This window comes from Psychrobacter sp. H27, assembly GCF_059072655.1.
In genome coordinates, this window is the sequence record NZ_JCACRX010000001.1 from 1,120,866 (window position 1) to 1,145,341 (window position 24,476).

General features: G+C 44.5%; 19 protein-coding genes and 2 tRNA genes. 11 read left to right on the top strand and 10 right to left on the bottom strand.

What is annotated here, in order from left to right; all coding sequences use genetic code 11:
* Positions 1-243 precede the first annotated feature (243 nt).
* From betA to AC5JPY_RS04380, 4 genes are all read right to left on the bottom strand, one after another.
* The gene (betA, locus tag AC5JPY_RS04365; RefSeq protein ID WP_493852199.1) at positions 244-1,944 is read right to left on the bottom strand and encodes a choline dehydrogenase; all 1,701 of its coding nucleotides are present in this window, start codon (positions 1,942-1,944) and stop codon (positions 244-246) included.
* 119 nt (positions 1,945-2,063) lie between these two features.
* On the bottom strand, positions 2,064-3,566 hold the full coding sequence (gene betB / locus AC5JPY_RS04370) for a betaine-aldehyde dehydrogenase (RefSeq protein WP_493852200.1): 1,503 nt from the start codon (positions 3,564-3,566) through the stop codon (positions 2,064-2,066).
* 248 nt (positions 3,567-3,814) lie between these two features.
* Positions 3,815-4,405 (bottom strand): TetR/AcrR family transcriptional regulator, encoded by a 591-nt coding sequence (locus AC5JPY_RS04375; protein WP_443526031.1) that lies wholly within the window; start codon positions 4,403-4,405, stop codon positions 3,815-3,817.
* A 1-nt stretch (position 4,406) separates the two neighbouring features.
* Positions 4,407-4,760, bottom strand: a complete 354-nt coding sequence (locus AC5JPY_RS04380; RefSeq protein WP_493842737.1) for a DMT family transporter — start codon at positions 4,758-4,760, stop codon at positions 4,407-4,409.
* A 477-nt stretch (positions 4,761-5,237) separates the two neighbouring features.
* On the opposite strand from AC5JPY_RS04380, the gene AC5JPY_RS04385 reads away from it, so the two are divergent.
* The 3 genes from AC5JPY_RS04385 (at position 5,238) to AC5JPY_RS04395 (ending at position 6,958) form a co-directional block, all read left to right on the top strand.
* Positions 5,238-5,313, top strand: a tRNA-Asn gene (locus AC5JPY_RS04385).
* A 217-nt stretch (positions 5,314-5,530) separates the two neighbouring features.
* Entirely contained in the window at positions 5,531-5,863 is a 333-nt protein-coding gene (locus AC5JPY_RS04390) for a CopG family transcriptional regulator (RefSeq protein ID WP_443526028.1), read from the top strand.
* Between the two features lie 363 nt (positions 5,864-6,226).
* Positions 6,227-6,958 (top strand): hypothetical protein, encoded by a 732-nt coding sequence (locus AC5JPY_RS04395; RefSeq protein ID WP_493852201.1) that lies wholly within the window; start codon positions 6,227-6,229, stop codon positions 6,956-6,958.
* A gap of 106 nt (positions 6,959-7,064) precedes the next feature.
* Here the strand turns inward: AC5JPY_RS04395 and AC5JPY_RS04400 are convergent.
* The 3 genes from AC5JPY_RS04400 to AC5JPY_RS04410 form a co-directional block, all read right to left on the bottom strand.
* Positions 7,065-7,155: transfer RNA gene (locus AC5JPY_RS04400), tRNA-Ser, on the bottom strand.
* Between the two features lie 95 nt (positions 7,156-7,250).
* A complete protein-coding gene (locus AC5JPY_RS04405; RefSeq protein WP_493852202.1) occupies positions 7,251-8,396 on the bottom strand; it encodes a type I glyceraldehyde-3-phosphate dehydrogenase in 1,146 nt (381 codons plus the stop codon).
* Positions 8,397-8,545: 149 nt separating this feature from the next.
* A complete protein-coding gene (locus AC5JPY_RS04410; RefSeq protein ID WP_493852203.1) occupies positions 8,546-10,498 on the bottom strand; it encodes an AAA family ATPase in 1,953 nt (650 codons plus the stop codon).
* A gap of 324 nt (positions 10,499-10,822) precedes the next feature.
* Here AC5JPY_RS04410 and exaC point away from each other — a divergent pair, with 324 nt between their 5' ends.
* From exaC to AC5JPY_RS04450, 8 genes are all read left to right on the top strand, one after another.
* Entirely contained in the window at positions 10,823-12,349 is a 1,527-nt protein-coding gene (gene exaC / locus AC5JPY_RS04415; RefSeq protein WP_493852204.1) for an acetaldehyde dehydrogenase ExaC, read from the top strand.
* A 150-nt stretch (positions 12,350-12,499) separates the two neighbouring features.
* Positions 12,500-12,826: a DUF779 domain-containing protein gene (locus AC5JPY_RS04420; protein ID WP_493852205.1), complete on the top strand. Its 327-nt coding sequence runs from the start codon at positions 12,500-12,502 to the stop codon at positions 12,824-12,826.
* A gap of 211 nt (positions 12,827-13,037) precedes the next feature.
* The gene (locus AC5JPY_RS04425) at positions 13,038-14,681 is read left to right on the top strand and encodes a GMC family oxidoreductase (protein ID WP_493852206.1); all 1,644 of its coding nucleotides are present in this window, start codon (positions 13,038-13,040) and stop codon (positions 14,679-14,681) included.
* 486 nt (positions 14,682-15,167) lie between these two features.
* Positions 15,168-16,808, top strand: coding sequence for an ABC transporter substrate-binding protein (locus tag AC5JPY_RS04430; RefSeq protein ID WP_319052181.1), 1,641 nt, complete (start codon positions 15,168-15,170; stop codon positions 16,806-16,808).
* Between the two features lie 199 nt (positions 16,809-17,007).
* A complete protein-coding gene (locus tag AC5JPY_RS04435; protein ID WP_319052180.1) occupies positions 17,008-18,024 on the top strand; it encodes an ABC transporter permease in 1,017 nt (338 codons plus the stop codon).
* A gap of 139 nt (positions 18,025-18,163) precedes the next feature.
* On the top strand, positions 18,164-19,078 hold the full coding sequence (locus AC5JPY_RS04440; RefSeq protein WP_319052179.1) for an ABC transporter permease: 915 nt from the start codon (positions 18,164-18,166) through the stop codon (positions 19,076-19,078).
* Between the two features lies 1 nt (position 19,079).
* Positions 19,080-20,153, top strand: coding sequence for an ABC transporter ATP-binding protein (locus AC5JPY_RS04445; protein WP_493852207.1), 1,074 nt, complete (start codon positions 19,080-19,082; stop codon positions 20,151-20,153).
* The gene (locus AC5JPY_RS04450) at positions 20,150-21,121 is read left to right on the top strand and encodes a peptide ABC transporter ATP-binding protein (RefSeq protein ID WP_493852208.1); all 972 of its coding nucleotides are present in this window, start codon (positions 20,150-20,152) and stop codon (positions 21,119-21,121) included. The genes AC5JPY_RS04445 and AC5JPY_RS04450 overlap by 4 nt, the downstream gene beginning before the upstream one ends.
* Positions 21,122-21,133: 12 nt before the next feature.
* Here the strand turns inward: AC5JPY_RS04450 and AC5JPY_RS04455 are convergent, their stop codons facing one another.
* The 3 genes from AC5JPY_RS04455 to AC5JPY_RS04465 all read right to left on the bottom strand — a co-directional run bounded on the left by AC5JPY_RS04455 (position 21,134) and on the right by AC5JPY_RS04465 (position 24,476).
* Positions 21,134-22,186 (bottom strand): NERD domain-containing protein, encoded by a 1,053-nt coding sequence (locus AC5JPY_RS04455; RefSeq protein WP_493852209.1) that lies wholly within the window; start codon positions 22,184-22,186, stop codon positions 21,134-21,136.
* Positions 22,187-22,226: 40 nt separating this feature from the next.
* A complete protein-coding gene (locus AC5JPY_RS04460; protein WP_493852210.1) occupies positions 22,227-22,976 on the bottom strand; it encodes a DUF3239 domain-containing protein in 750 nt (249 codons plus the stop codon).
* A gap of 153 nt (positions 22,977-23,129) precedes the next feature.
* Positions 23,130-24,476 (bottom strand): hypothetical protein, encoded by a 1,347-nt coding sequence (locus tag AC5JPY_RS04465; protein ID WP_493852211.1) that lies wholly within the window; start codon positions 24,474-24,476, stop codon positions 23,130-23,132.

The window sequence follows — 24,476 nt, forward strand, 5'->3', positions numbered from 1 at the left end:
TTGCTTTGTCCGGCATAGTATTATGGATAATCGTCACACAATATATAAATCACCGCATGACGGACAAAGCAGTACCAATAAATAAAACGCAAATAAAATTATAAACAGCTTCAACCATAACGATATTTATCGTACCAATACGTTAGCGCTGATAAAAAAGGCCTCTACTTAGAAAGGCCTTATAGTTAAAATTTTCTTATATTGTTATTTATTCAGTTACTGACATGTAGGTTTGTATTTAACTTAAATAGTCGAGAGATAATCACGCATAGGCTCAGCGCGCAGCGGTGCACCATTGGCGACATAGTAATCTGCCGTTGATCGTGGCAACTGTACACCTCTCATTTTATCAACGATTTTTTCTGCCAACATGATCGTGGTGGCGTTGAGGTTGCCACTGATGATGTTGGGCATGATAGACGCATCGACGACGCGCAAGCCATCGATACCGTGTACCAAACCTTCACCATTGACGACGGAGTCATTGTCTTCGCCCATCGCACAAGTACAAGATGGGTGATACGCGGTCTCGCTATGATTACGTACGTACTCATCCAACTGAGCATCCGTCACCAAATCGTCAGTCGGTGCAATAGCACGTCCACGATAAGGATCGAGCGCTGGCTGATGCATGATCTCACGCGTGATACGCATCGCCGCGCGAAACTCTTGCCAATCCTGATCATGAGACATGTAATTGAACAAGATGCTTGGATGCGCTTTCGGATCACGTGATGTGAGCTTGACGCGACCACGACTTGGTGAGCGTAATGACCCTACATGTGCCTGAAAGCTATGCGATTTGACTGCACTGCGTCCGTCGTAACGTACCGCCAGTGGTAAGAAATGATACTGAATATTTGGATGAGTGAATTTCTCATCGGTACGGATAAAACCGCCGCCTTCGAACTGGTTAGAGGCACCAAGACCAGTGCCATTAAACAACCATTCAGCACCAATAGCAGGCTTATTCCACCACTTATTAGCAGGGGCAATAGAGACAGGCAGCTTACACTCATACTGCATATACAGCTCTAAGTGATCTTGCAGGTTGTTACCCACACCTGGTAAATCTAGTATTTCAGTTATGCCTGCGTCTTTTAACCACTGACCAGGGCCGATACCTGAGCGCTGCAATAGCTGAGGTGAGGCAATCGCACCAGACGAAACCACCACTTCACGAGAGGCATAGAACTTTTTGGTCTGTCCGTCGTGCTCTACCTTGACACCGACGGCACGCTTACCATCGAATAAGATCACATCGGTCAGTGCTCCTGTTAAGATCGTGATATTGCTACGCGGCTTGGCGCGATCTAGATAACCGCGAGAGGTTGACGCGCGGCGACCATTAGGGGTCACGAATCGATCCATCGGGCCAAAGCCTTCTTGCTGATAGCCGTTCAAATCTTCGGTACGTGGATAGCCCGCTTGTACGCCAGCTTCAATCATGGCTTGGAACAACGGATTGACCCCTGGCTTTGAGGTGGTCATCTCAACAGGGCCGCCCGCACCGTGATAGTCATTTTCGCCAACATCGCGGTTTTCTGACTTTTTAAAGTACGGTAGGCAATCTGAATATGTCCAGTCTGATAGCCCTTTTATCTTAGACCAATCATCAAAATCCAGCGCATTGCCACGTATATAGCACATACCATTGATAAGCGATGAGCCACCAAGCCCTTTACCACGACCACAATCCATAACACGGTTATTCATATAGGGCTCAGGGTCTGTCTTGTAACCCCAATTATAAGTCGTGCCTTGCAATGGCATGGCGAGCGCGGCTGGCATTTGAGTGCGAAAATCTAGTCGATAGTCTGGGCGACCTGCCTCTAATAGCAATACTTTGATACTGGCATCTTGGGTCAAACGCGTGGCCAGCACATTTCCTGCTGATCCTGCACCGACTATAATGTAGTCGTACTCAGGTGTGGTTGATGTCATAACATGCTCCATAATATGGAAAAAACATAAATCGTTTCGTATCAGAAAGGTCAAATAAAGCTGGAGGATGACCTTACTGTCTTAGTTTCTTTCAATACAAATTGCTAAACTATCAACGCTTAAAAGACCGATTCAAACGCGCCCAACTCTACTTGGATAGATTTGGTTTGAGTATAATGCTCAAGCGCCTCAACACCGTTTTCGCGGCCAATACCGGAGTGCTTGTAACCACCGACTGGCATCTGTGCTGCTGACTCGCCCCACGTATTTAACCAGCAGATACCTGCTTCGATCTGAGCGATGACGCGATGCGCGCGCTTCAGATCAGCCGTCACCACACCAGCTGCTAAGCCGTAATCGGTATCGTTAGCACGGCGAATCACTTCCTCTTCAGTCTCATAGGTTAAGATTGACATGACCGGACCAAAGATTTCTTCACAGACGATAGTCATATCATCGCTACAATCTGTAAATACGGTCGGCTCGACAAAAGCACCATTTGCAAGCTCGTCTGTCGTCACACGTGCGCCGCCTGTTAGCAGACGAGCACCGCTCTTTTTACCTTGCTCGATATAGCCAAGCACGCGCTCCATATGTGGGAAGCTAACCAGTGGACCCATGTTGATGTTCTCATCCACCGGATCGCCAAGCTTGATACGATTAACGCGCGTTAAGATGGCTTGCTCAAATTTTTCTTGCAGCGCTTTAGGGATAAAGACACGCGTACCGTTAGTACATACTTGACCGGTACTATAAAAGTTGGCCATCATCGCGATGTCAGCGGCGGTATCAATATCGGCATCTTCAAATATAATTAGCGGTGACTTACCACCAAGCTCTAAAGTCACGTCTTTTAAAGACGAGCTTGCTGCGCTTGACATGACTTTTTTGCCAGTCGGTACGCCACCTGTGAATGATACTTTGGCGATATCTGGGTGCTCAGTCAGCGCTTGACCCACTTCGTAGTTGCCTTGTACGACATTGAACACACCATCTGGCAGTCCTGCTTCTGTAAAAATCTCAGCCAGTTTTAAGGCAGTCAGAGGAGTAACTTCTGACGGTTTAAAGATCATTGCGTTGCCAGCAGCCAGTGCAGGTGCTGCTTTCCACATGGCGATCTGAATAGGATAGTTCCACGCACCGATACCAGCAACCACGCCCAGCGGCTCACGGCGAGTATAAACAAAGCTCGTATCACGCAATGGAATCTGGCGACCCTCGATCATTGGTGCCAGCCCTGCATAGTACTCAACGACATCAGCACCAGTGACGATATCGACATATTTTGTCTCGGAGTATGCTTTGCCCGTATCTTTTGTTTCCAGCAATGCCAGTACATCATTACGTGCACGTAATATCTCAACAGCCTTTGAGAGGATTCGACCACGTTCCACAGTCGTCATCGCAGCCCAAATTTTTTGACCTTTATGTGCAGCTTTTACCGCCTCATTAATCTGCTCATTGCTTGTTTGTTGGATGGTAGCCAATACCTCACCAGTCGCTGGGTTGATATCTTCAAAAGTGGTTAGCGTGTCATCTACAGGCAAGTAACGACCATTAACATAAGCAGTTTGTACTTGTTCTAGATCGATAATGTCTGTCAAATTATTGATGTCTGTCATAAATATTCCTTGGGACAATGGGTAGCAGCAGCGTTGTAAAAGTGCTGACCATGCGATGTCATCATGAGTTAAATTTGTGAATATAGTCTTTCGTCGTTAGATGTTTATTAAGTGGTTTATCTACGCCTATCAGAGCTTCGCTGCCTAACAGCTGAACCCTTATCAGTCTTAATATTTTCTGATTTAAGCTTTTATTTGGTTGTTACTTCTATCTGACCTGTGCGCTGTCATTTAGTCAGCATTGTTATCTAATCAGTGCTGTTATCAAAATCACGCTGCGTCATTTTTATCAGTCGATCACGCAGCCTCTTTTTGTCTGCTATATCGACACCTGAAAAGTCCGAGAGCCAAATACCATCAGCAGTCAGACGGACCATGCATAAGGTTTCGGTATCGTCAGTTGCGGCATGTTTCTTTAATTGGGCATTGGCCCACTGAGCCCACATTTCACGTAATTCGCTATCCCCTAGCATCAATACATATAAGGTTGCTTGATTGTCATATTCTGCCTGCGCTTTTTCGCCCAAACTGATAGTGGCGTCGATATAAGCACGAGTAAAAGCACCATAACTCACAGGATCCTTTGCCATAGCAGCATCTACTTCTGCCTCAAATTTGGCCATCGCATCATTGAACACTTCGATAACCAGAGCATTTTTGGTAGCGAAATGGTGCATAACGCCGCCTTTGGTTACCCCTACTGCATCAGCGACCGCCTGAAACGTCACCTTAGTCAGCCCTTGCTCTAGTGTTATCCGTGCCGCTTGATCCAGCAGCGCCCGACGAACCACTTCTGGCTGTTTTTTACGCTTATGAGCATTTTCCACTTCTATATTCATACTAATGCACCACAGAATTAGACAATAAGTTCATGACAACAACACCGCCAACAATCATAGCAATGCCGACTACTGCTGCCGTATCAAGGGTTTGCTTGAATAGCACCACACCCACAAGCGAGGTCAGCACAATGCCCAGCCCGCCCCACAATGCATAGGCAATGCCCAGCGGTATGGTCTTGAGCGTCTGTGCCAATAAATAAAATGAGACTGTATAAAGCGCGCCCATCATAATGGTCGGCACCAGACGGGTGAACTGCTCTGATTTCATCAAAAAAGTCGTGCCAATCACTTCACATATAATGGCAATGGTCAGGTAACCGTAGGCAATTGTTGTAGGACTCATCTTTAGCACACCCGCCTTTGTTCAAGCATTTACTAACAATATACTTGTTAAATACATATTAAAGATACCGTATGGTAGGTATTTTATAGCAATACTCTAGCAATGTGAAGGGCTGTCTTGCGTCTTTATTGTGTCAAATAGTGTAGTACTTGCCTTAATATTCAAAAAACCGTATGTTTTTGCAGTTAATTAGCATGCCGTTTTGATATCCATCTGAACTTGTCTGTATGCTGGACGAGATTTTTATAGATGTCCGTCATTGCTACAGCCAATTGCTACCTGTATTTGGTAAATATCAGTACTGAAATAGCTTATTTGGTAAGGCACAAACGCCTATTTTTGATAATTGTAATAATATTTCTGATTAATGACATAATAAGGTTGACAGCCCCTAATGACTTGGCTAAAATGTGCCCCACATAACGCAAACAAGCCAAGAAATTGATTGGTCACAAAGCTAAAATGCTTAGTGTTATGACAGCTTATTCTCCAATAGCTCAGTTGGTAGAGCAACGGACTGTTAATCCGTGTGTCCCTGGTTCGAGCCCAGGTTGGAGAGCCATATACTAAAAACCTTCATCACTATTTGATGAAGGTTTTTTTATTGTTGCCTCTTTTATAGGCACTTATAATAATATTAATATGTACTTATAAGTTTAAGCGTATTGCATGGCTATAGTGTTATTTTAGGCGTTTTTGTTGTATGGTAAGATTAATTTGGATTGGGTTCGTTTTTGTTTGAGTGCTTTGCTCCTACTCACTAAAAGTAATGGTTTATTATGATACCTGTACGTATAAAAAATAAGTTTTCTGATCATCCGCAAAAAATTATGCGCCCGATCAGTATTCGTTTGTCTGAAGAAATGATTGAGCTATTAGAAACAACGTCATCAGACCTAGGTTTCAAACGCATTCAAGGGCTTATTCGCTTATATATTCGCCAAGGTCTCGATCGTGATCATCAAGACTATACACTGGCTCATGATGAAGTTTTTATCGAGACACTACGCAAGCGCGGCGTGAGCCAACGTATCATTGATGAAGCTATTGTGGTTACTCACAACAATCATATCACGCACTCTTTGTCTGAACTTCAAGACAACGATCAATAATGCTGTCGATATCGAAATGAAAGTCGATATTGAAACGACAGCATAGACATCATCACTTGGCACATAAAACCTAATAATGAGTGTCAAAAAAAAGACCACGTTTGCTGATGCGAATGTGGTCTTTTTTTGTCGATTGCTTTATTACTGTTAATGAACAATGCACCTTTTTTATTCTTGCACTCTCTTTTATTTATGCTGTTATCTGTCCTATTTAAAGGTGTTCACTTTTTAGTACTTTGGACATTTTACTACCGCAGTTAGCCATAATTAAACACAATCTCCCCTTAAACGAGGTATATTAAGAAAATAGCCATCACTATTAGACAGGCTTTATCATAATAGAAATGCATAAGGGGGTATACGATGAAAGGTTTACAGCGGCGTTTTAACAAGGCTTTGTATTTGACCATGACGGTTACGGTGCTCGCGCTTGCCTCTGGCTGCTCGTCGCCGCAAACAGATCCAAGCCAAAAAACCATACCTACTGATTCTGACCAGTGGCAAGACGAATTAGGACAAACCTTTGAACAACTACCTGCAGCCGATCAGCAAGTCCTCAGTCGCTATATGCTGCGTATGAAACTCAGCGATGCGTATGAGTCAGGTGCCATGCCGCGTACCACGATCAAGCAAGCCTTGATACAACAACGTGAATACGAGCGCCTGCATCCTGATAATCCAACAGGTAAGAAAAGCCCTATTGTCACTGGTGAGACAGCAAATGCGACAGCTCAGAAATATCCTGTCGCCCTGCTGCCCATCAAAACCAGTGATAGTGACAGTTTAAACCAAGTCAAAATGCAGTTTATGCTATCAAATCATGGGACAGTACCTATTGAGAGCTTCAAAGGTACGCTGACGATGCAAGACGATAACCTTGAGCAAGGCAAGAACTTCAATGTCCCTTTGATCACATTTGATCCTGCTATTGAGCCTGAGCAATCTGGAAAGATAGTCATCGATAGCAGTATTGAGGACATCAATGTCATGCGTGCGATCAAAAACACCACAGGCATGACCATTGAGATCAAAGAAGGCACCCTAGTATTAGTGGATGACCAGATCATCGAGTTTGGCAACTCGTTAGCAAAATAGCTGTCCAAAGTAGACTAATAAAGACATCTATGAGATGTATGACTTAAACCTTTACAAATGCCCATAAAAAAACCCCAATCATTGCTGATTGGGGATTTTTCGAATTTGGCGGAGACGGAGAGATTCGAACTCTCGAAGGGCTATTAACCCTTGTCGGTTTTCAAGACCGGTGCATTCAACCGCTCTGCCACGTCTCCATTGGTGCATCATTATATAGATATCATTTTATAATGCAAGCCCCTAATCTAAAAAAGTTCAATTAATTTTCAAATACGTTCTAATCAGATGATTATCACTTGCTATAAGCCAGATGTAGGCACATATCTAGCAGCCTATTGGCATAGCCCCACTCATTGTCGTACCACGCAAAAACCTTGTACTGGTCGCCTACTTGCATGAGCTGCTGACCATCGATGATCAGCGACTCGGTCTGATGAATAAAATCACTAGAGACCAACGGCTCATCGGTATACGCCATGATGTCATGCAGATGCGCTTGACTGGCTGACTTGAGCGTCTCACGAATATCCTCAATACTGACATCTGGCGTGTCAAATACAAAAGTCACATCGATTGCTGCCACATCGATAGTAGGTACACGTATCGAGTGCCCATTTATCTTGCCAACCATGGCTGGCAAGACACGCTCTGTTGCAGCGATACTACTGGACGTCGTTGGGATAATATTATAGCCAGAAGCACGTGCGCGCCTTGGGTCTCGATGCGCCTGATCGAGTACAGTCTGATCGGCGGTGACCGCATGAATCTCTGTCATCATGGCAGACCTCACACCAAATGCTTTGTCCAGTGTGTCAATCAGCGGCACCAATGCCTGCGTGGTACAAGACACGCTAGAGATAATCGGTAGCTCAAGTGTCAGCGCGTCTGTGTTGACGCCCATAACGATACAAGCGTCCACATCATCGAATGGTGCAGCACCAATAATGACCTGCTGCGCGCCTGCATCGATATGTAACATCGCCTGCTCGTAAGAGCGAAAATGACCGGTACACTCTAGTACCACATCGACGCCCAGCGACTGCCAAGATAGGTTTTGTGGATCAGGCTCTGATAGCATATTGATACAATATGTTAGATTGTTTTTGGTTAGACAAAGCTGGGTTTTGCCTCCATTATCCGCGTTACTTTCTATGATCTCAGCATCGACGCCCAATCGACTAAGGCGACCGTGTGTACTGTCGAATTTTAGGAGATGCAGCAAAATATCTGCCGGTGCCAAATCATTAATGGCAACGACATGGATAGCACGTCCCAATACCTCAAAGCGCTCTAGCAAGGCGCGCAGTACATTGCGTCCTATACGTCCAAAACCATTGATGGCGACTCTTAGTGGCTGTGAGTGCTCACCAGTCGTACGAAACGTCGTCGCGATGGGATCGGATGTCAACTGGTAAGTCGCATTAGAAAAATCAGGCATAACAAGGTATCGCTATCAAATAAGAAAGATAAAGAGTGAGCGCGGTCACTCTTGGCACGCTCTAATAGTGGGTTTGGTACTGTCGTACCATAAGATCTGCAATGACATTCTGTGCGGCAATAGATAGCTACCTATGCAGCAACAAATACTTATGGCGTGATAAAAATCAGAGCCAAGCGAATGGTATTGTAGTCGATGCTCTGCTTAAGATGATCAAATATGGGGCGCAGCTTGATACTACCATCATCATTGAAGTCATTTGGGTTGTTAGCGACCTTGATGGCGACATATGCATTGCCTACAGCTGTCATCACCTCATCGTCTGGGCGCAGATGATCACAGGCAAGGCTGGGGTCTTGTGATTTTAGCTCACCGATATGACGCATGATGGTTGATTGTGACAGCTGACGCGCTTGTGAGATCTCTGCTATGGTCAGACTCTCCTCTAACAGCACTCTAGTCGCAAGCAAAGTACTCTCTGATTTATCAGAGACTTGATTGCCTAATTTTTGTTTTTTGTCTATTTGCGCTTGCTGCTGCTCGCGGCGCTTTTTTTGCAGCGCCGTATAGGCATCAATGACAGATTTACTCAGCGTTCCACCTGATTTCAAAACAAACTTTTCGTGTGCCTGCTGCATACTCTCTTCATCTAGCATGGCGTAGTTGGCATCTGCCTCTGCAGACAGCACTAAGAATCGCTTGTCTGCCCCGCGTGCTAGCGGATCAAGTTGTAGACTCATGTCATTCATACCGAGCAGCTGTAACCCTGCCAGTGACTTGAGTCGTGACAATGCTACGTAGCCTTGACCCAACTCAAAGGTGCGTGACAGATCAATTTCAGCCGCATCAAGGGTCATGCCCTGTGATTTGTGAATGGTAATCGCCCAAGCCAGACAGAGCGGAACTTGCAAGTAGCTTGCCAGCACATCGCCCGTTTCATCTTCGATGATCCATTCTTCAGGTTCAGCGATGACTTCACGTCCTGAGTTGAGCCGCACCACAGGCATTTTTTGCGTGGTTATTTTCTTTGTTTTTGGCTTTTCTTTATCTTTATCTTTATCTTTTTTAGCAGTGGACTTCTTACTTTTCGTCTTTTTTTCGCCAGCAGCATCTTCATCAATGACATCGATGCTATCGTCTTCGATTAGCGCATCACTATTGTCCTTGCTATCATCTATTTTGACTGCCGCAAAACCAATCAGCTCACCCATCGTACCGTTAGACACCCCAAGCTCGGCATTGTTTTTGATAAACATGACCTTTGCACCAACTTTGAGGATCAGCTCATCTTGAGTCCGTACAGTCTTTTTTAGGGTTTCAACCAACTTACTGTCGCCTGTGGCAGTCGCCTCAAAGCGCATCGTCTCTCCCTCTAAAGAAGCAAGCTCTTTGTCATTGATTTTGTTGACATTGAGATTGTGCGTGTACAGACGCGTACGCTTGATATCGACGCTTTGATCATAAGTCGCCTCCAACGCCGCAATCGCCTCAAAGGTCACTTCTTGACGACGGATTTGGTTAAGGATATCGTCCAAATCTAGTCCGCCATTGGCCGCTTCGCTAACCTGTCTGTGTTGCTCTGATAGATAGCAAATATGAAATTTGGCATCGAGCCATGCCTCAGACATAAACGCGAACTTTTCACGATTGCTCTCGCCCTTGCTACCGATGGGCGGCAACTGAAAGAAGTCCCCTGCGACCACCACCTGAATACCACCAAAGGCTTTGTCACTTTTGCGAATGTGCTTGAGCACTTGGCTGACTAGATTGAGCTGCTTGGCATGTAGCATCGATATCTCATCGATGACCAATACTGCCGTATCTTTTAGTCTGTCTGCCAAGAACTGCTTGCGTGATAAGGTGGTTAAATCCCGATCCGTCAGCTCATCTTTGATACCGATACCTGACCAGCTATGAATCGTTGTGCCATTCATATGTGTGGCTGCAATACCCGTACTTGCCGTTACCGCGACGGGCACACGGCGTGCGCGCAAATAGTCGATGTATTGGTTGAGCGTATAAGTCTTGCCTGAGCCTGCTGAGCCAGTCAAAAAGACGTTTTGACCTGTTTTTAGGATATCAAGAGCAGAAGATTGACGCATAGACCCAAACCAACCAATATTATGAAAAAGAATAGTATACATACAAGGCTGCTACGGTTAACCCAATAACCATAGCCAGCCAAAATCGATGCTCACAATTATAGCAGCTGCAACCACTTTGCGGACCACTTTCACCCGCTCATATCACATAACTTAAAGTTATATGATAAAAAATATATCATTATAAAAAGTCATTATCGTTCTGCAAAAAAGCTCAGTACGATAGGATGATTACTTGGTCAGGAAGACCAAGGATTATTTTTAAATGGCCACACACCAGTGACCATATTTTAGATAACCATAATACACAACAAGGAGTGGTTAATGTTATACGCTTATCCCAATACTGAAGACAGCCCCGTTCAATTCCGCGAAAAATACGACAACTTTATCAATGGTGAGTGGACGCCTCCTATTGATGGTGAGTACTTTGATAACTCCAGCCCAATCGATGGAAAAACCTTCTGTCAGATCGCCCGTTCAAAAGAAGCCGATGTAGAAGCGGCACTAGATGCAGCACACGCAGCAAAAGACGCCTGGGGCAAAACGAGTGTCACTGAACGCTCCAATATGTTACTCAAACTTGCTGACGGTATCGAAGCCAACCTAGAAGCCATCGCAATCGCCGAAAGCTACGAAAACGGTAAACCTGTACGTGAAACCCTCGCCGCTGATATTCCAATCGCCATCGATCATTTGCGTTATTTTGCTGGCGTTATCCGCGCACAAGAAGGCGGCATCAGTCAGATTGATGAAGATACTGTCGCTTATCACTTTCATGAGCCACTAGGTGTCGTCGGTCAAATCATTCCTTGGAACTTCCCTATTCTCATGGCAATTTGGAAAATTGCACCAGCGCTGGCGGCAGGTAACTGTATCGTCCTCAAGCCTGCTGAGCAAACCCCTGCTTCTGTCCTATACATGCTTGAATTGATAGGGGTAGCTGATATTCTGCCCAAAGGCGTACTAAACGTCGTCAATGGCTTCGGTGTTGAAGCCGGCAAGCCTATCGCTTCTAACCCACGTATCGATAAAGTCTCCTTTACTGGTGAGACCACGACTGGTCGCTTAATCATGCAGTATGCCAGCGAAAATATCATTCCAGTCACCCTAGAGCTGGGCGGCAAAAGTCCGAATATCTTCTTTGCTGATATTATGGATGAAGACGATGACTTCTTGGACAAAGCGGTCGAAGGTCTGGTGATGTTTGCCCTAAACCAAGGCGAAGTCTGTACCTGTCCCTCACGCGCGCTCGTTCACGAAAGCATCTATGATGAATTTATGAAACGCTGTATCGCTCGCGTCAAAGCCATCAAAATGGGCAATCCGCTTGATACCGATACCATGATTGGCGCACAAGCCAGCTCAGATCAATTAGAAAAAATCCTATCTTATCTGGATATCGGCAAAAAAGAAGGTGCAAAAGTCTTGGTAGGTGGTGAACTTGCCAAACATGATGGCGATATGGCAAACGGTTATTACGTACAGCCCACTATTTTTGAGGGCACCAATGATATGCGTGTGTTCCAAGAAGAAATCTTTGGTCCTGTGCTTGCTGTCACTACTTTCAAAGACGATGAAGAAGCGATGACGCTGGCCAATGACACATTGTACGGTCTGGGCGCTGGTATCTGGACACGTAATGGCACTCGCGCTTATCGTTTTGGCCGTGGCATCCAAGCCGGCCGCATATGGACCAATTGCTATCACCTCTATCCTGCGCATTCAGCCTTTGGCGGTTACAAGCAATCTGGTATTGGCCGCGAAAACCATTTGATGATGCTCGATCATTACCAGCAAACCAAAAACATGCTGGTATCGTACAGCCCTAAAGCGATGGGATTTTTCTAAGCAGATTTTGACAACTCTTAATTTGTGACCATGCTGAAACAAGCATAAAAAATGCAATCTGTCGCAAGGTAGGTTGCATTTTTGCTTTAATAAACCATTAGAGTGCTGTTTTTGGTGATTTATAGAAAATGAGAATATAAGGAGTTGATTATGAAAATTATGGCAACAGAAGCATGTGAGGCATTGATTGCGCTATTGAAATCCAAGCACGGTGAGCTAATGTTTCACCAATCAGGTGGCTGCTGTGATGGTAGCTCGCCGATGTGTTATCCATTAGGAGAGTTTAAGGTAGGCGGTCAAGATGTGCTGGTTGGCAAGCTTGCTGGCTGTCCATTTTATATGGGCAAAGCACAGTACGATCTGTGGCAGCATACTGATCTGACTATTGATGTGGTCAATGGGCGCGGTGCGAGTTTTTCAATAGAGATCCCTGAAGGCAAGCGCTTCATCGTACGCTCAGAGATCTGTTCGGTATGAGACTATTCGGGACAAGATGAAAGGTTATTTGAAACAAGACAATATGGCATCAGTACTACGCCATGCACCCTGTGCTGCCCCATGGGCGGTTATACCCTACTGATATACACAGACACCGCCGAGTCATTTTTATTTTATTATTTCAGCAAAATAATAGATACTGTAAAGCATAGCCTATTTTAATTAGCATGGATGCTATAAGGAATATAAAATGGAATTTGACAAAACATTTGATTACGTCATTGTGGGCGGTGGCTCGGCAGGTTGTGTACTTGCAAGCCGTCTGACCGAAAACCCAGATATCAGTGTCTGCTTATTGGAGTACGGCGGTGATGGGAAAGATCTGGCTGTACGCGTACCTGCCGGACTGATTCTGATGGTGCCGGGCAAGCCGCTCAAACTGAACAACTGGTGCTTTCATACCACGCCCCAAAAGCATCTTAATAACCGTAAAGGTTTTCAACCACGTGGGCAATGCCTAGGCGGTTCATCAGCAATCAATGCCATGATCTACACGCGCGGCAGCAAACTAGATTACGAGCGCTGGGTAGAAGAAGGCTGTACTGGCTGGGGATTTGATGATGTACTCCCTTACTTTATAAAAGCTGAAAACAACGTCCATGGCAGCGATGACTTACATGGCGATGGTGGACCACTGCATGTCAGCGATCTGCTAAGCCCGCGAGACATCTCAAAGGCTTTTGTAGAGGCGGCTATAGCGAACGGTTTGGACCATAACAAAGACTTCAATAGCGAAAAACAAGACGGTGCAGGGTTATATCAGGTCACCCACTTCCATGGTGAAAAACAAGGCCAACGCTGCTCCGCGGCTGCCGCCTATCTACATCCCGTACAAAACCGCTCAAACCTAACTGTCATCACACATGCCCAGGCTAACCGTGTCATTATTGAAGACGATCAAGCGACTGGTGTTGTCTACGAAAAAGACGGTGTGGAGCACACGGTTCTGGCACGTCACGAAGTTCTCTTGTCAGGTGGTGCATTCGGTTCACCTAAGGTCCTTATGCTCTCAGGTATTGGTCCCGCCGAGCATTTACAGTCTCATGGTATTGAAGTCATAGTAGACGCCCCTGAAGTCGGCGGTAATCTACAAGACCATTTAGATGTGGTCTTTGATTACGAGGTCAATACTACGGATGTCATCGGTATCGGTATAGCAGCACTCTCGACATTGACCAAAAGCATTCGCCAATGGAGAAAGGATGGTACAGGCATACTCTCTACCAACTATGCAGAAGCAGGTGCATTCTTTAGTGTGGGGGATGCGCCAAAAGAGTGGCCAAACACTCAGCTGCATTTTGTCATCTCACGTGTGATTGAGCATGGTCGAGACCTCAGGCGTGGCTATGCGGTCTCTTGCCATAGCTGCTACTTACGACCTGAGAGTCGCGGTACGGTAAGACTGGACTCAGCGGATCCCTCTGCTGCCGTCTTGATCGATCCAAACTACCTCTCACATCCAAAAGACGTTGAGCAGATGGTGGCAGGCGCCGAGCGTACTCGAGCCATCATGCAAGAGTCAGCACTCGCCAAGTATATTACAGAAGACTACCCTGCCCCCTATCTCGAAAAAGATGGCATGCTCGGCTATATCCGCAATAAATCTGACACCATCTACCATCCAGTAGGTACCTGCCGGATGGGCTCAGATGACAACTCTGTGGTTGACTTGGCGCTAAAAGTGCGCGGTGTAAAAGGACTACGGGTTATTGATGCCTCAGTGATGCCAACGCTTATCAGTGCCAACACCAACGCACCGACGATTATGATTGCCGAAAAAATAGCAGACCTTATCAAGGCAACTCATGATCATGCCAAAAATATCTCTGCATAAAATATAGCTAAAGATAATGTCGTCACATAGATAATTACCTTAAAAACATGTCATAACTGGTTACGTCAGATGCACGTAACCAGTTTATTTCTCGTCGTCTGTATTTAGTAAAAAATCATATAACACTGGATCTTAATCACTTTTTGGCACAAATTAAATGTATAGACAAAAATCAATAAAATTTAGCATATTCTACTAAATTCGTGCTATTGACAGCATAATGATGCAATTATTATCAAAATTAGTTCATTTATAGCTTGCACTACTACAGATTAAGAGAGTATATTCGAACGACTTGTTTATATTTTTAGTTTCTATCGATATAAATTAAAGTTATAACAACCCATAATATGTTTCTTTTTGTATATAAGAAAATATATAAATAAACACTTTCAAGGTCATCAAACGCTTGCTCATGATATCCATAGTTGAACACCGCTATCTGGATATCATAAGTGACTACCTATCACTACATAGGATGTAATAATGCAAAAATCTCTCTTTAAACTTACCCTGTTGACGACACTCATCTTAGGCGTTAGTGCCTGTAGTGGAGACAATAAAACCACTGATGACTCTGCTGCCAGCTCTGATGCAAAAGCTGCCAAGACTTTGCTTTATTGTTCAGAAGGTAGCCCTGCTGGTTTTGATCCGGCGCAGTATACTTCGGGTACAGATTTTGATGCGAGTGCATTCCCTATTTATAACGGTTTGGTAGAGTTTAAAAGAGCGGAAACTGAGATTCAGCCAGGGTTGGCTGAGAGCTGGGAGATTAGCGAAGATGGCAAAACCTATACGTTCAACCTACGTAAAGGCGTTAAATTCGGTAAGACTGATTACTTTACCCCGACTCGCGATTTTAATGCCGACGACATTGTCTTTACGCTAGAGCGTATCACCGACCCAGACTTTGAATTTAATAAATCTTATCCTGCTGAATTCCCTTATTCAGTTGGCATGGGGCTACCTGATATTATCTCTGATATCGAAAAGGTCGATGACTACACGGTAAAAATTACCCTGAGCGAAACCAACGCCCCATTTTTACAGAACCTAGCGATGCCATTCGCTTACATCAACTCTGCTGAATATGCCAACACACTGATGGAAGCTGGTAATGCCGCTGATATCAATACCAAACCTGTTGGTACAGGACCATTTGTCTTTACCTCTTATCAAAAAGACGCACAAATTCGTTATACCAAAAACCCAGACTACTGGAATAAAGACGATATTCATATCGATAATCTTGTGTTTGTTATCACTAAAGACTCAGCAGTCCGTGCTCAAAAAGTACAAGCTGGTGAGTGTCATGTATCGGCCTATCCAAAACCTGCTGAGATTGAATCTGTCAAACAGTCTGGCAAGGCTACGGTTCTCGACCAACCTGGTTTCAACGTGGGCTATGTTGGTTACAACGTTGAAAAACCTCAGCTTAGTGATCTAAGAGTCCGTCAGGCATTAGATATGGCTGTGAATAAAGACGCGATTATCAACGCGGTTTATCAAAGTGAAGGTCTCAAAGCGACCAACCCAATGCCACCAACACAGTGGGGCTATGACGAGTCTCTAAAAGATGCGCCTTATGACGTCGAAAAAGCAAAAGCCCTGATTAAAGAAGCTGGTGCAGACAATCTTTCTATCGACCTATGGTATATGCCAGTCCAACGACCATATAACCCAAATGCCAAGCTAATGGCTGAGATGCTACAAGCAGATTGGGCTAAGATCGGTGTCGATACCAAGCTGGTCACTTATGAGTGGGGCGAATACCTCAAGCGCGCTGCTAAAGGCGAGCCTGATGTCATCCTAGCTGGCTGGACCGGTGATAATGGTGACCCAGACAACTGGCTAGGCTCATTACTGTCTTGTGATGCTGTAGGCGGCAATAACTACTCACGCTGGTGTAACAAAGACTTTGATAACTTAGTGACCAATGCCCGTCAGATTAATAATCAAGACGAGCGTGTCGCTGAATATGAACAAGCACAGCAAATCTTCAAAGAACAGCTTCCTTGGACGACGATGGCACACTCGGTCGTAACCGTATTCACTGCACCAAACGTCGTCGACTATAAGATTAGCCCGCTTGGCTCAATACGCTTCGATGGCGTAAAAGTTGAATAACCTTGGCTGATTACGTCCTTGTATGACAAGCACTCTTAATTCATTAATATTTGTATTTATTGATATTCGGCTGGGTCAGATACTCTGCCCCAGCCGCACTTATATAAATGATATCAATAATATGGGTTAAATACTTGGTCACGAATACGCTCATCACTGCTAATTTTCTAATCATCGAACCACAACTATTGAGCAGCCTATGCTACTTTATATTCTACGTCGCATCGCCATCCTAATACCTGTCTATCTTGGTCTCACTCTATCCACCTTTACTCTAATTCGCCTCGTCCCTGGAGATGCAGTCGAGATTATGATGGGTGAGCGTATGGTCGACCCTGAGCTACATGCTCGCGCGCTAGAGAGACTGGGACTAGATAAACCCCTCATCGCCCAGTATTGGGACTACCTAACGGGTATTTTGACAGGTGATTTCGGTCAGTCCTTCCGTACCCGTACCCCTGTACTGCAAGACTTCTTTGCACACTTTGTGCCCACGTTAGAGCTGGCGCTATGCGCTATTGTCATTGCTAGTGTCGTTGGGATAAGTTTGGGTATTTTTGCAGCGCTACGCCGTGGCACATGGATTGACTACACACTCATGTCAGGGGCACTGGCAGGCTACTCTATGCCCATTTATCTGCTGGGGCCTATTTTGACTGGCATATTTGCCCACTACCTAGGACTTTTACCTGTCGCTGGGGTAATCTCTGTCGCACAGTTTTTGGATGTGCAGCCGCTATATGGCTCATGGCTACTCGGTTCCCTGACATCAGGTGAGCCTGGTGCATTCTGGAACGTGGTCAAACACTTCATTCTGCCTTCTATTGCACTATCGACCATTCCGTTAGCGATGATAGCGCGGATGACGCGCTCTGCGATGCTAGAGGTGTTAGATGAAGACTATGTACGTACAGCGCGTGCCAAAGGCTTGTCACCGCGCCGCGTGATACTGGTACACGTCATGCGTAATGCGTTAATCACTGTCGTTACAGTTGTTGGCTTACAGATGGCGACATTGCTCGCAGGTGCGATCATTACCGAGACAATCTTTAGTTGGCCAGGTGTTGGCAACTGGTTACTCGATGGGTTCTTCACACGTGACTACCCAATTGTACAAAACGGTATTCTACTGGTCGCCACCGCCCTGATTTTGGTCAGTTTATTTATTGATATTTTGTATGGTCTGATCAACCCACGCATTCGACATACGTCTTAAATCAACAGTGATAAATACACATATTATAAATAGTGAGGATTAGCGCTTATTTGGTTTTAAAGGTTTGTAGTAAATTTCTAATGATTGTTAGAAAAAGAAGCCTAAAAATCTAATGCACTAGCCACTATAGGAACTGCTCATGAAGCCTTCTGTTCTCCCCTCCGATGTCAAGCTTATGGCCGCCACACCGCCATCTTCTTGGCAGCTATTTTTGTCGACGTTCTGCCGAAACAAAGGCGCGGTGCTTGGTTTTATCGTACTGGCACTAATGGTGCTTGTTGCCATACTCGCGCCCGCCATTGCACCCCATGACCCTTATGAGCTATTTACCGGTCAAGAGCAATTGCCCCCTGCTTTTTTGGATGGTGGCAATACGATGTTTTGGCTAGGTACTGATGATGCTGGCCGAGATACCTTGTCGCGAGTGATGTATGGCGCGCGTTATTCACTGTTTATCGGTTTGAGCGCGACCACCCTTGCTATGCTGGTCGGTATTTCTTTAGGACTTAGTGCCGCATTTTGGCCAAAGGTTTGGGGCAAGGCGGTCATGCTGGTTAATGATATTTTGATGTCCTATCCCAGCTTGCTTTTGGCCATCATTATTGCCGCTATCTTAGGCCCTTCTATGACCAATACAATTATCACGATTGCACTGGTCTGTACACCGCCCTTTATTCGTCTGACTCGCGCCACCGCGATGGTAGAGCTTCAGCGCGAGTACTTTATTGCCTCACAAGTCATGGGTGCTGGCGTACTGCGTCTACTGTTCGTGACCATTCTGCCCAACTGTATGGCACCGCTTATCGTGCAGGCAACGATGATCTTCTCCTCTGCTATCTTAGAAGCAGGTGCGATTGGTTTCTTAGGCTTTGGCGTACAGCCACCAGATGCGGAATGGGGCGCGATGCTCGGTACGGCTCGTCAGTATATTCAAAGTAATGTTTGGCTCGCTATTTGGCCAGGTGTCGCTATTTTCTTAGCAGCATTGTCGATCAACTTGACGGGGGATGGCTTGCGTGACGCGCTAGACCCTAAACTCAAACAGGTGACCTAACATGACTGAATCATTAATTAAAATACCTACCAACCACACGTCTATGAATGGCGCATCAACAAAAGACTCACCGTTGCTGTTAGATATCGAAAATCTGTCTGTCACTTTTGGACAAGGTGTGCGTGCCTTTCGCGCAGTGGATGATGTGTCGTTAAAAATTACTCAAGGTGAGGTCATCGCTGTCGTAGGAGAGTCAGGCTCAGGTAAGTCGGTCACGATGATGGCGCTGATGGGACTACTGCCACCGTCTGCCAGCGTGCGTGCTCAGCGGGTGATGTTTGATGGTAAAGACATGCTCGGTATGCCGCCGAAACAGAGACGCGGCATCATTGGCAAAGACATCTCTATGATCTTTCAAAACGCCATGTCTTGTCTTAATCCAAGCTTTACCGTTGAGATGCAATTGGGTGAAGTTCTGCGCAAGCATCTTGGTTTGCGCGGCGCCGCCGTACAAACACGTATATTAGAGCTACTAGAGTTGGTCGAGATGCCTGACGCCAAAAACCGTCTCAAGGTCTATCCGCATCAGCTATCAGGGGGCATGAGTCAGCGGGTTATGATTGCAATGGCGCTTGCTTGTGAGCCAAAACTACTGATCGCCGATGAGCCGACCACTGCACTTGATGTCACCGTACAAGCACAAATCATGGACTTGCTTGGCCGATTACAACGTGAAAAACAAATGGCGATGGTACTTATCACCCACGATTTGGGACTGGTTGCACAGAATTCACGTGATGTTGCCGTCATGTATGCTGGACAAGTGGTCGAAACCAGTACCGTGCCAGAGATTTTTCAAAAGCCTGCGCATCCTTATACTGAGGCGTTGCTACAAGCCATCCCTGAGCTGGCTATCGGTCAAGACCGTCTGAATAGCTTACCAGGAGTTGTGCCCAGTCAATACGATCGCCCAACGGGTTGCCTATTGTCTCCACGCTGCCCCTACAAAGAGCCAACGTGTGATGTGCCACCGCCTATTTTGGATACAGCAAATGGTAAGGTACGCTGTATTCATGCTGATCCCTCTTCTCGCACGCCTACCTCTCACGCTGCTACTTTGGAGTCACAAGTATGAGTAATAAAGTGGTTTTAAAAGCAGACAATTTACACAAGCATTACCCAGTATCACAAGGTCTGGGTAAAGCAAAAGCATACGTAAAGGCGCTCAATGGTATCTCGTTCGAGCTCGAAGCTGGCAAAACATTGGCCGTCGTTGGAGAGTCAGGTTGCGGCAAATCAACCCTTGCCCGCCAGCTGACATTGATCGAAGAACCTACGCATGGTGAGCTGTTCATCAATGATGAAGGCACGACTGGGTATAGCAGAAAAGCGCTAAAAGAGTTGCGTACCGAGATTCAAATGGTCTTCCAAAACCCGTATGGCAGCTTAAACCCTCGCCACACTATCGGCTATCAGCTAACTGAACCATTGGATATCCATACCAAGCTGTCCAAAGAAGAGAAGCGCGACAAGATCAACGAGATGATGAGAAACGTAGGTCTACGTCCTGAACATGCTGGTCGTTTTCCGCATATGTTTTCGGGTGGTCAACGGCAGCGAATTGCCCTCGCCCGCGCCATGATGCTCAATCCAAAAATTGTCGTCGCTGATGAGCCAACTTCCGCGCTCGATGTGTCGATTCAAGCGCAAGTCTTGAATCTATTTATGGATTTGCAGGATGAGTATCGTACTGCCTACGTCTTTATCTCGCACAACTTATCGGTAGTACGCCATGTCGCTGATGATGTCATGGTGATGTACTTAGGTCAGGCCGTCGAGCACGGGCCGAAAGAAGCCATTTATAATGCGCCAAAACATCCGTATACCATCGCGTTATTGGCTGCTGCACCCACAGTAAATGGTCATAAAAACGATCTAACCCTGCAAGGTGAGCTACCAAGTCCACTCAATCCACCAAGTGGCTGCGCGCTACATAAACGCTGCCCCTATGCCAAGCAGCAATGTAGCGAAGTAGAGCCACAACTGCGCGAATGGGATGGTCGATTGGTCGCTTGTTTACGTTTGGAAGAGATATATGGTTGAGATGACTAACAGTTAAGCTACATTCACCACGCCTCGGCACTTAGGAAACTGCGCGCACCCATAAAAGGACTGTCCTTGGCGTGCGCCTTTTTTTGCGATGCGTTCAACCATCTCACCATTACATCTTGGGCAGGTTGGTGCTTGGTCGATATCAGCGGCGTTGTCTGCCGCCTTAAGTAACTCAGGCTCATCCATTTGTGATTCAGACTCTATACTTTCAAATGGCGTAAGGAAAACCTTATTAGCCATATCGTGTGGTGTAATTGTCTGCTGAGTGTCTGCTTGCTGAGTATCCATACTATCAATTGATAAATCTTTAGATTCGATCTCAGTTTGACCCGACCATCGCTGCACTTCTCTGCTTTTTAGAATAGCTCGTTTAGCGGTCTCTTTTACTATCGGCTCTGGTGTAGGCTTATTAGCTACTTTAGCAACAGCAACTGGTTTATCATTAGCGTTACCGCTAGGCTGCTTATTCGTATTCTGGCTTGGATTGCTATGCTTGTCTTTTAGATAGGCTTTATGCTCTCGATTGGTGCGCCAAGACTTACTAAATCTATTGCTATTAATCTGCTCAATGATGGATGTGACCTCGTCTTCAGTCAGTATTTCATCCTGCTTTTTCTTCACATAAGAGACCATACCACTCGTCAATACGTGTTCGGGTAGCTCATTACGAGTTTTCAACTCACATTCACCAATGAAAGCAATCATCGAATGAAAGTAACTCAGCTCCAAGCCTAATAAATCTGCGATTGTCTTAATATGCAAGTAATTTTGGCGCAATGTGTTTTGGAATTTAAATTTACTTCCATTTGGGAACGATTGCGTCCATTGCTTTTGGTTCTCGCTACCATATATCCAACCTTTATAGTTTTTGGTTTCAATGACAAAGATGCCATATACGGAGACGATGATATGATCGATTTGCGTACTGCCACCATTTGCTCGTGGCAAGGTGATACCGTTTAATCGGTGGTAGACGTCTTTTTCAAGCTTTAGCCACATGGCAACATTGATGACGGTTTCACCTAGGAAACCTTTAAAGGTGGATTTTAGGGACATGGTAGATTTCTCGAGAAATAACTCATTAGGTTGATACCTGTCAAATGAAAATCTTTAGCCCATATAAAATAGCTATAAATACCATTACGCTAATTACAATCTTCATTAGATTAATTCGTTCACCTCCTCCTTCAAGTTCAATACTACTTAAAATACTTAGAGAGTCATTCAGTTGCTCATTCCAATTACTCTGTTCTTTATCAACCTGATATAAACCTGGTTTATATGGCTTCTCTAATTCTAATAAATATTCTTCCAATTGCTCCCACTGTTCGTTCGAATAACTTTGCATAGCTAACTTTACTGTCTTTGCATCATTAGTTGCGTAAGATAAATGAATAGGGTTGAAGTCTAGCCAATGTGCTAAATCGTCATTAGTTGAGGCAGTATAGAGCGCAACTGTTGGTACTCTATCGCCAACAGACACATTTTTTAATAAAGTACATTTCATTATTTTGACTACTGGGAAATGACCGTAACCTTTAGTTAAACTTGTATTAACTGCAATGAGAGTAGGATAAGTATCTACAACAATACCTCCATTTGAATCTCCACTTAAAAAATGCTCCTTTTTATTTACCCAGTAATAAAGGTTCATCACTACTGCAATAACAGTAACTAAGAAATACATAACATCGATGACCATCGTCGCTAATAATGAGCAAATTAGAAATAGTGTCAATAAGCTTACGGTCATTTTATTATGACAAAACCATACCCATTTATTTAGCTCTGTATTACCGGGATTTGAAGCAATGCTATTGTCATCGACTGTATAATTATTGCTCATTTAATATCTCGCTCATCAAACCGCTCATCAAACTTGGTGTGCAACTAAAAAGAGCTATTAGATTACTCTAACGGCTCTCTTATAAACTAAAAATTTAGTTTATGCTTAAATTACAGTAAACTCTTTATAGACATAACAATCTCAGATATGTAGTTAGTCATAATAAGACTCTTTAATCATATCTGCGGTATATCTAGCATTCACTTTATTCAATAAACTAGTCGCAGTAGGAGCTCTATTATTAGATAATCCAAAATCTATAAATGTTGGCATATTAAACGTTAGTGGGACGCTTCCTTCATAGCTGTAAGTAATCTCTTGGTTGATTTTTCCATTTTGACTAACATCTACTAGAGTTTTAGTTAAGTATCCTGCATTGTTATATTCAGCTTTATTAGTAACATTCTGAACGTTAGCTCTAAACCCTTCATATGTTTCCGTAGCACTAGTCGCTAAGCCTAAATTATTATAAGAAACTGCAATATCGATAACAGATGGTTCGTCATTAGTTGTCTTTTTAATAATATTTTTTTGATTATCATAGCTATAGGTAACAGCTCGAACACTTCCATAATCGATTGAGCTATCAACAACTTTTGTAACATTACCTTGATTATCGTAGCTGAACTCTAAAGTATTACGCAATTCTCTAACATCATTGTTAGTATTTTCATCAACTCTTATAAAAGATAGAGCAGACTTAGCTAGGTAATTATTAATATTAAAAGTTATATCTTCAACTCTGTCTATACTACCGTCGTTATATTCATCCGTCTCAATTTTTTCTAACTGATTAGAGCTGTTATAAGTATATGTTCTTGTTGAATTATAGAAAAATCTCGAATCACTTGAATCCTTTTCTACTATCTGTTCGATATTACCGTTTGAATTATATTGATAAGTTACTGTTCTCTCAAAAATACTATCTCCATCAGAATTAGTGTTGAACTCAGTTAGCTGACCTTTTTGATCATATACCCATACTTCGATACCATCATTTCGCTTATCGAGACCACGGGTTTGTTCGCGGCGAATTAGGCGATCTTTATTGTCGTAAGTAAACTGCGTTGAGGTATTAGCTCGATCAGGATTGCTAGATGACAGGTATTCTTGCTCAACCAGCTGATTTTTGCCATTAAAGTAAAAACTTTCAGTTGCATTTATATAGCCAAAACCGTCTCCTTTATAAGATCTAGTGCTGATGCCAGCAATAGTGGCATCCAAAGGTCTTGCGTCTTTTGCATTCACAACGCCGTCACCATCGATGTCATCGTCGCAGTCATCAGTGATCTCATCTTCGTCTAAGTCAGCCTGCCCTGAATTACTAGCAGTTTTATCTTTGCATTTATCGGTGGGCGTAGGAGTATTAGGCTTAACAATGTCATCATTACTTGCACTTCCAGAGCCACCCCCAGAACCCCCACACGCAACTAACGAGGTAGTAAAAAAAATAGTGAAAAGGGTTAAACCAAGGTTCTTATTTACGCGAGGATGTGGCAT

Bases quoted from the DNA above. Each gene is read 5' to 3' on its own strand.
- betA (WP_493852199.1), bottom strand. From the start codon at position 1,944: ATGACATCAACCACACCTGAGTACGACTACATTATAGTCGGTGCAGGA.
- betB (WP_493852200.1), bottom strand. From the start codon at position 3,566: ATGACAGACATCAATAATTTGACAGACATTATCGATCTAGAACAAGTA.
- AC5JPY_RS04375 (WP_443526031.1), bottom strand. From the start codon at position 4,405: ATGAATATAGAAGTGGAAAATGCTCATAAGCGTAAAAAACAGCCAGAA.
- AC5JPY_RS04390 (WP_443526028.1), top strand. From the start codon at position 5,531: ATGATACCTGTACGTATAAAAAATAAGTTTTCTGATCATCCGCAAAAA.
- AC5JPY_RS04395 (WP_493852201.1), top strand. From the start codon at position 6,227: ATGAAAGGTTTACAGCGGCGTTTTAACAAGGCTTTGTATTTGACCATG.
- AC5JPY_RS04405 (WP_493852202.1), bottom strand. From the start codon at position 8,396: ATGCCTGATTTTTCTAATGCGACTTACCAGTTGACATCCGATCCCATC.
- AC5JPY_RS04410 (WP_493852203.1), bottom strand. From the start codon at position 10,498: ATGCGTCAATCTTCTGCTCTTGATATCCTAAAAACAGGTCAAAACGTC.
- exaC (WP_493852204.1), top strand. From the start codon at position 10,823: ATGTTATACGCTTATCCCAATACTGAAGACAGCCCCGTTCAATTCCGC.
- AC5JPY_RS04420 (WP_493852205.1), top strand. From the start codon at position 12,500: ATGAAAATTATGGCAACAGAAGCATGTGAGGCATTGATTGCGCTATTG.
- AC5JPY_RS04425 (WP_493852206.1), top strand. From the start codon at position 13,038: ATGGAATTTGACAAAACATTTGATTACGTCATTGTGGGCGGTGGCTCG.
- AC5JPY_RS04430 (WP_319052181.1), top strand. From the start codon at position 15,168: ATGCAAAAATCTCTCTTTAAACTTACCCTGTTGACGACACTCATCTTA.
- AC5JPY_RS04435 (WP_319052180.1), top strand. From the start codon at position 17,008: ATGCTACTTTATATTCTACGTCGCATCGCCATCCTAATACCTGTCTAT.
- AC5JPY_RS04440 (WP_319052179.1), top strand. From the start codon at position 18,164: ATGAAGCCTTCTGTTCTCCCCTCCGATGTCAAGCTTATGGCCGCCACA.
- AC5JPY_RS04445 (WP_493852207.1), top strand. From the start codon at position 19,080: ATGACTGAATCATTAATTAAAATACCTACCAACCACACGTCTATGAAT.
- AC5JPY_RS04450 (WP_493852208.1), top strand. From the start codon at position 20,150: ATGAGTAATAAAGTGGTTTTAAAAGCAGACAATTTACACAAGCATTAC.
- AC5JPY_RS04455 (WP_493852209.1), bottom strand. From the start codon at position 22,186: ATGTCCCTAAAATCCACCTTTAAAGGTTTCCTAGGTGAAACCGTCATC.
- AC5JPY_RS04460 (WP_493852210.1), bottom strand. From the start codon at position 22,976: ATGAGCAATAATTATACAGTCGATGACAATAGCATTGCTTCAAATCCC.
- AC5JPY_RS04465 (WP_493852211.1), bottom strand. From the start codon at position 24,476: ATGCCACATCCTCGCGTAAATAAGAACCTTGGTTTAACCCTTTTCACT.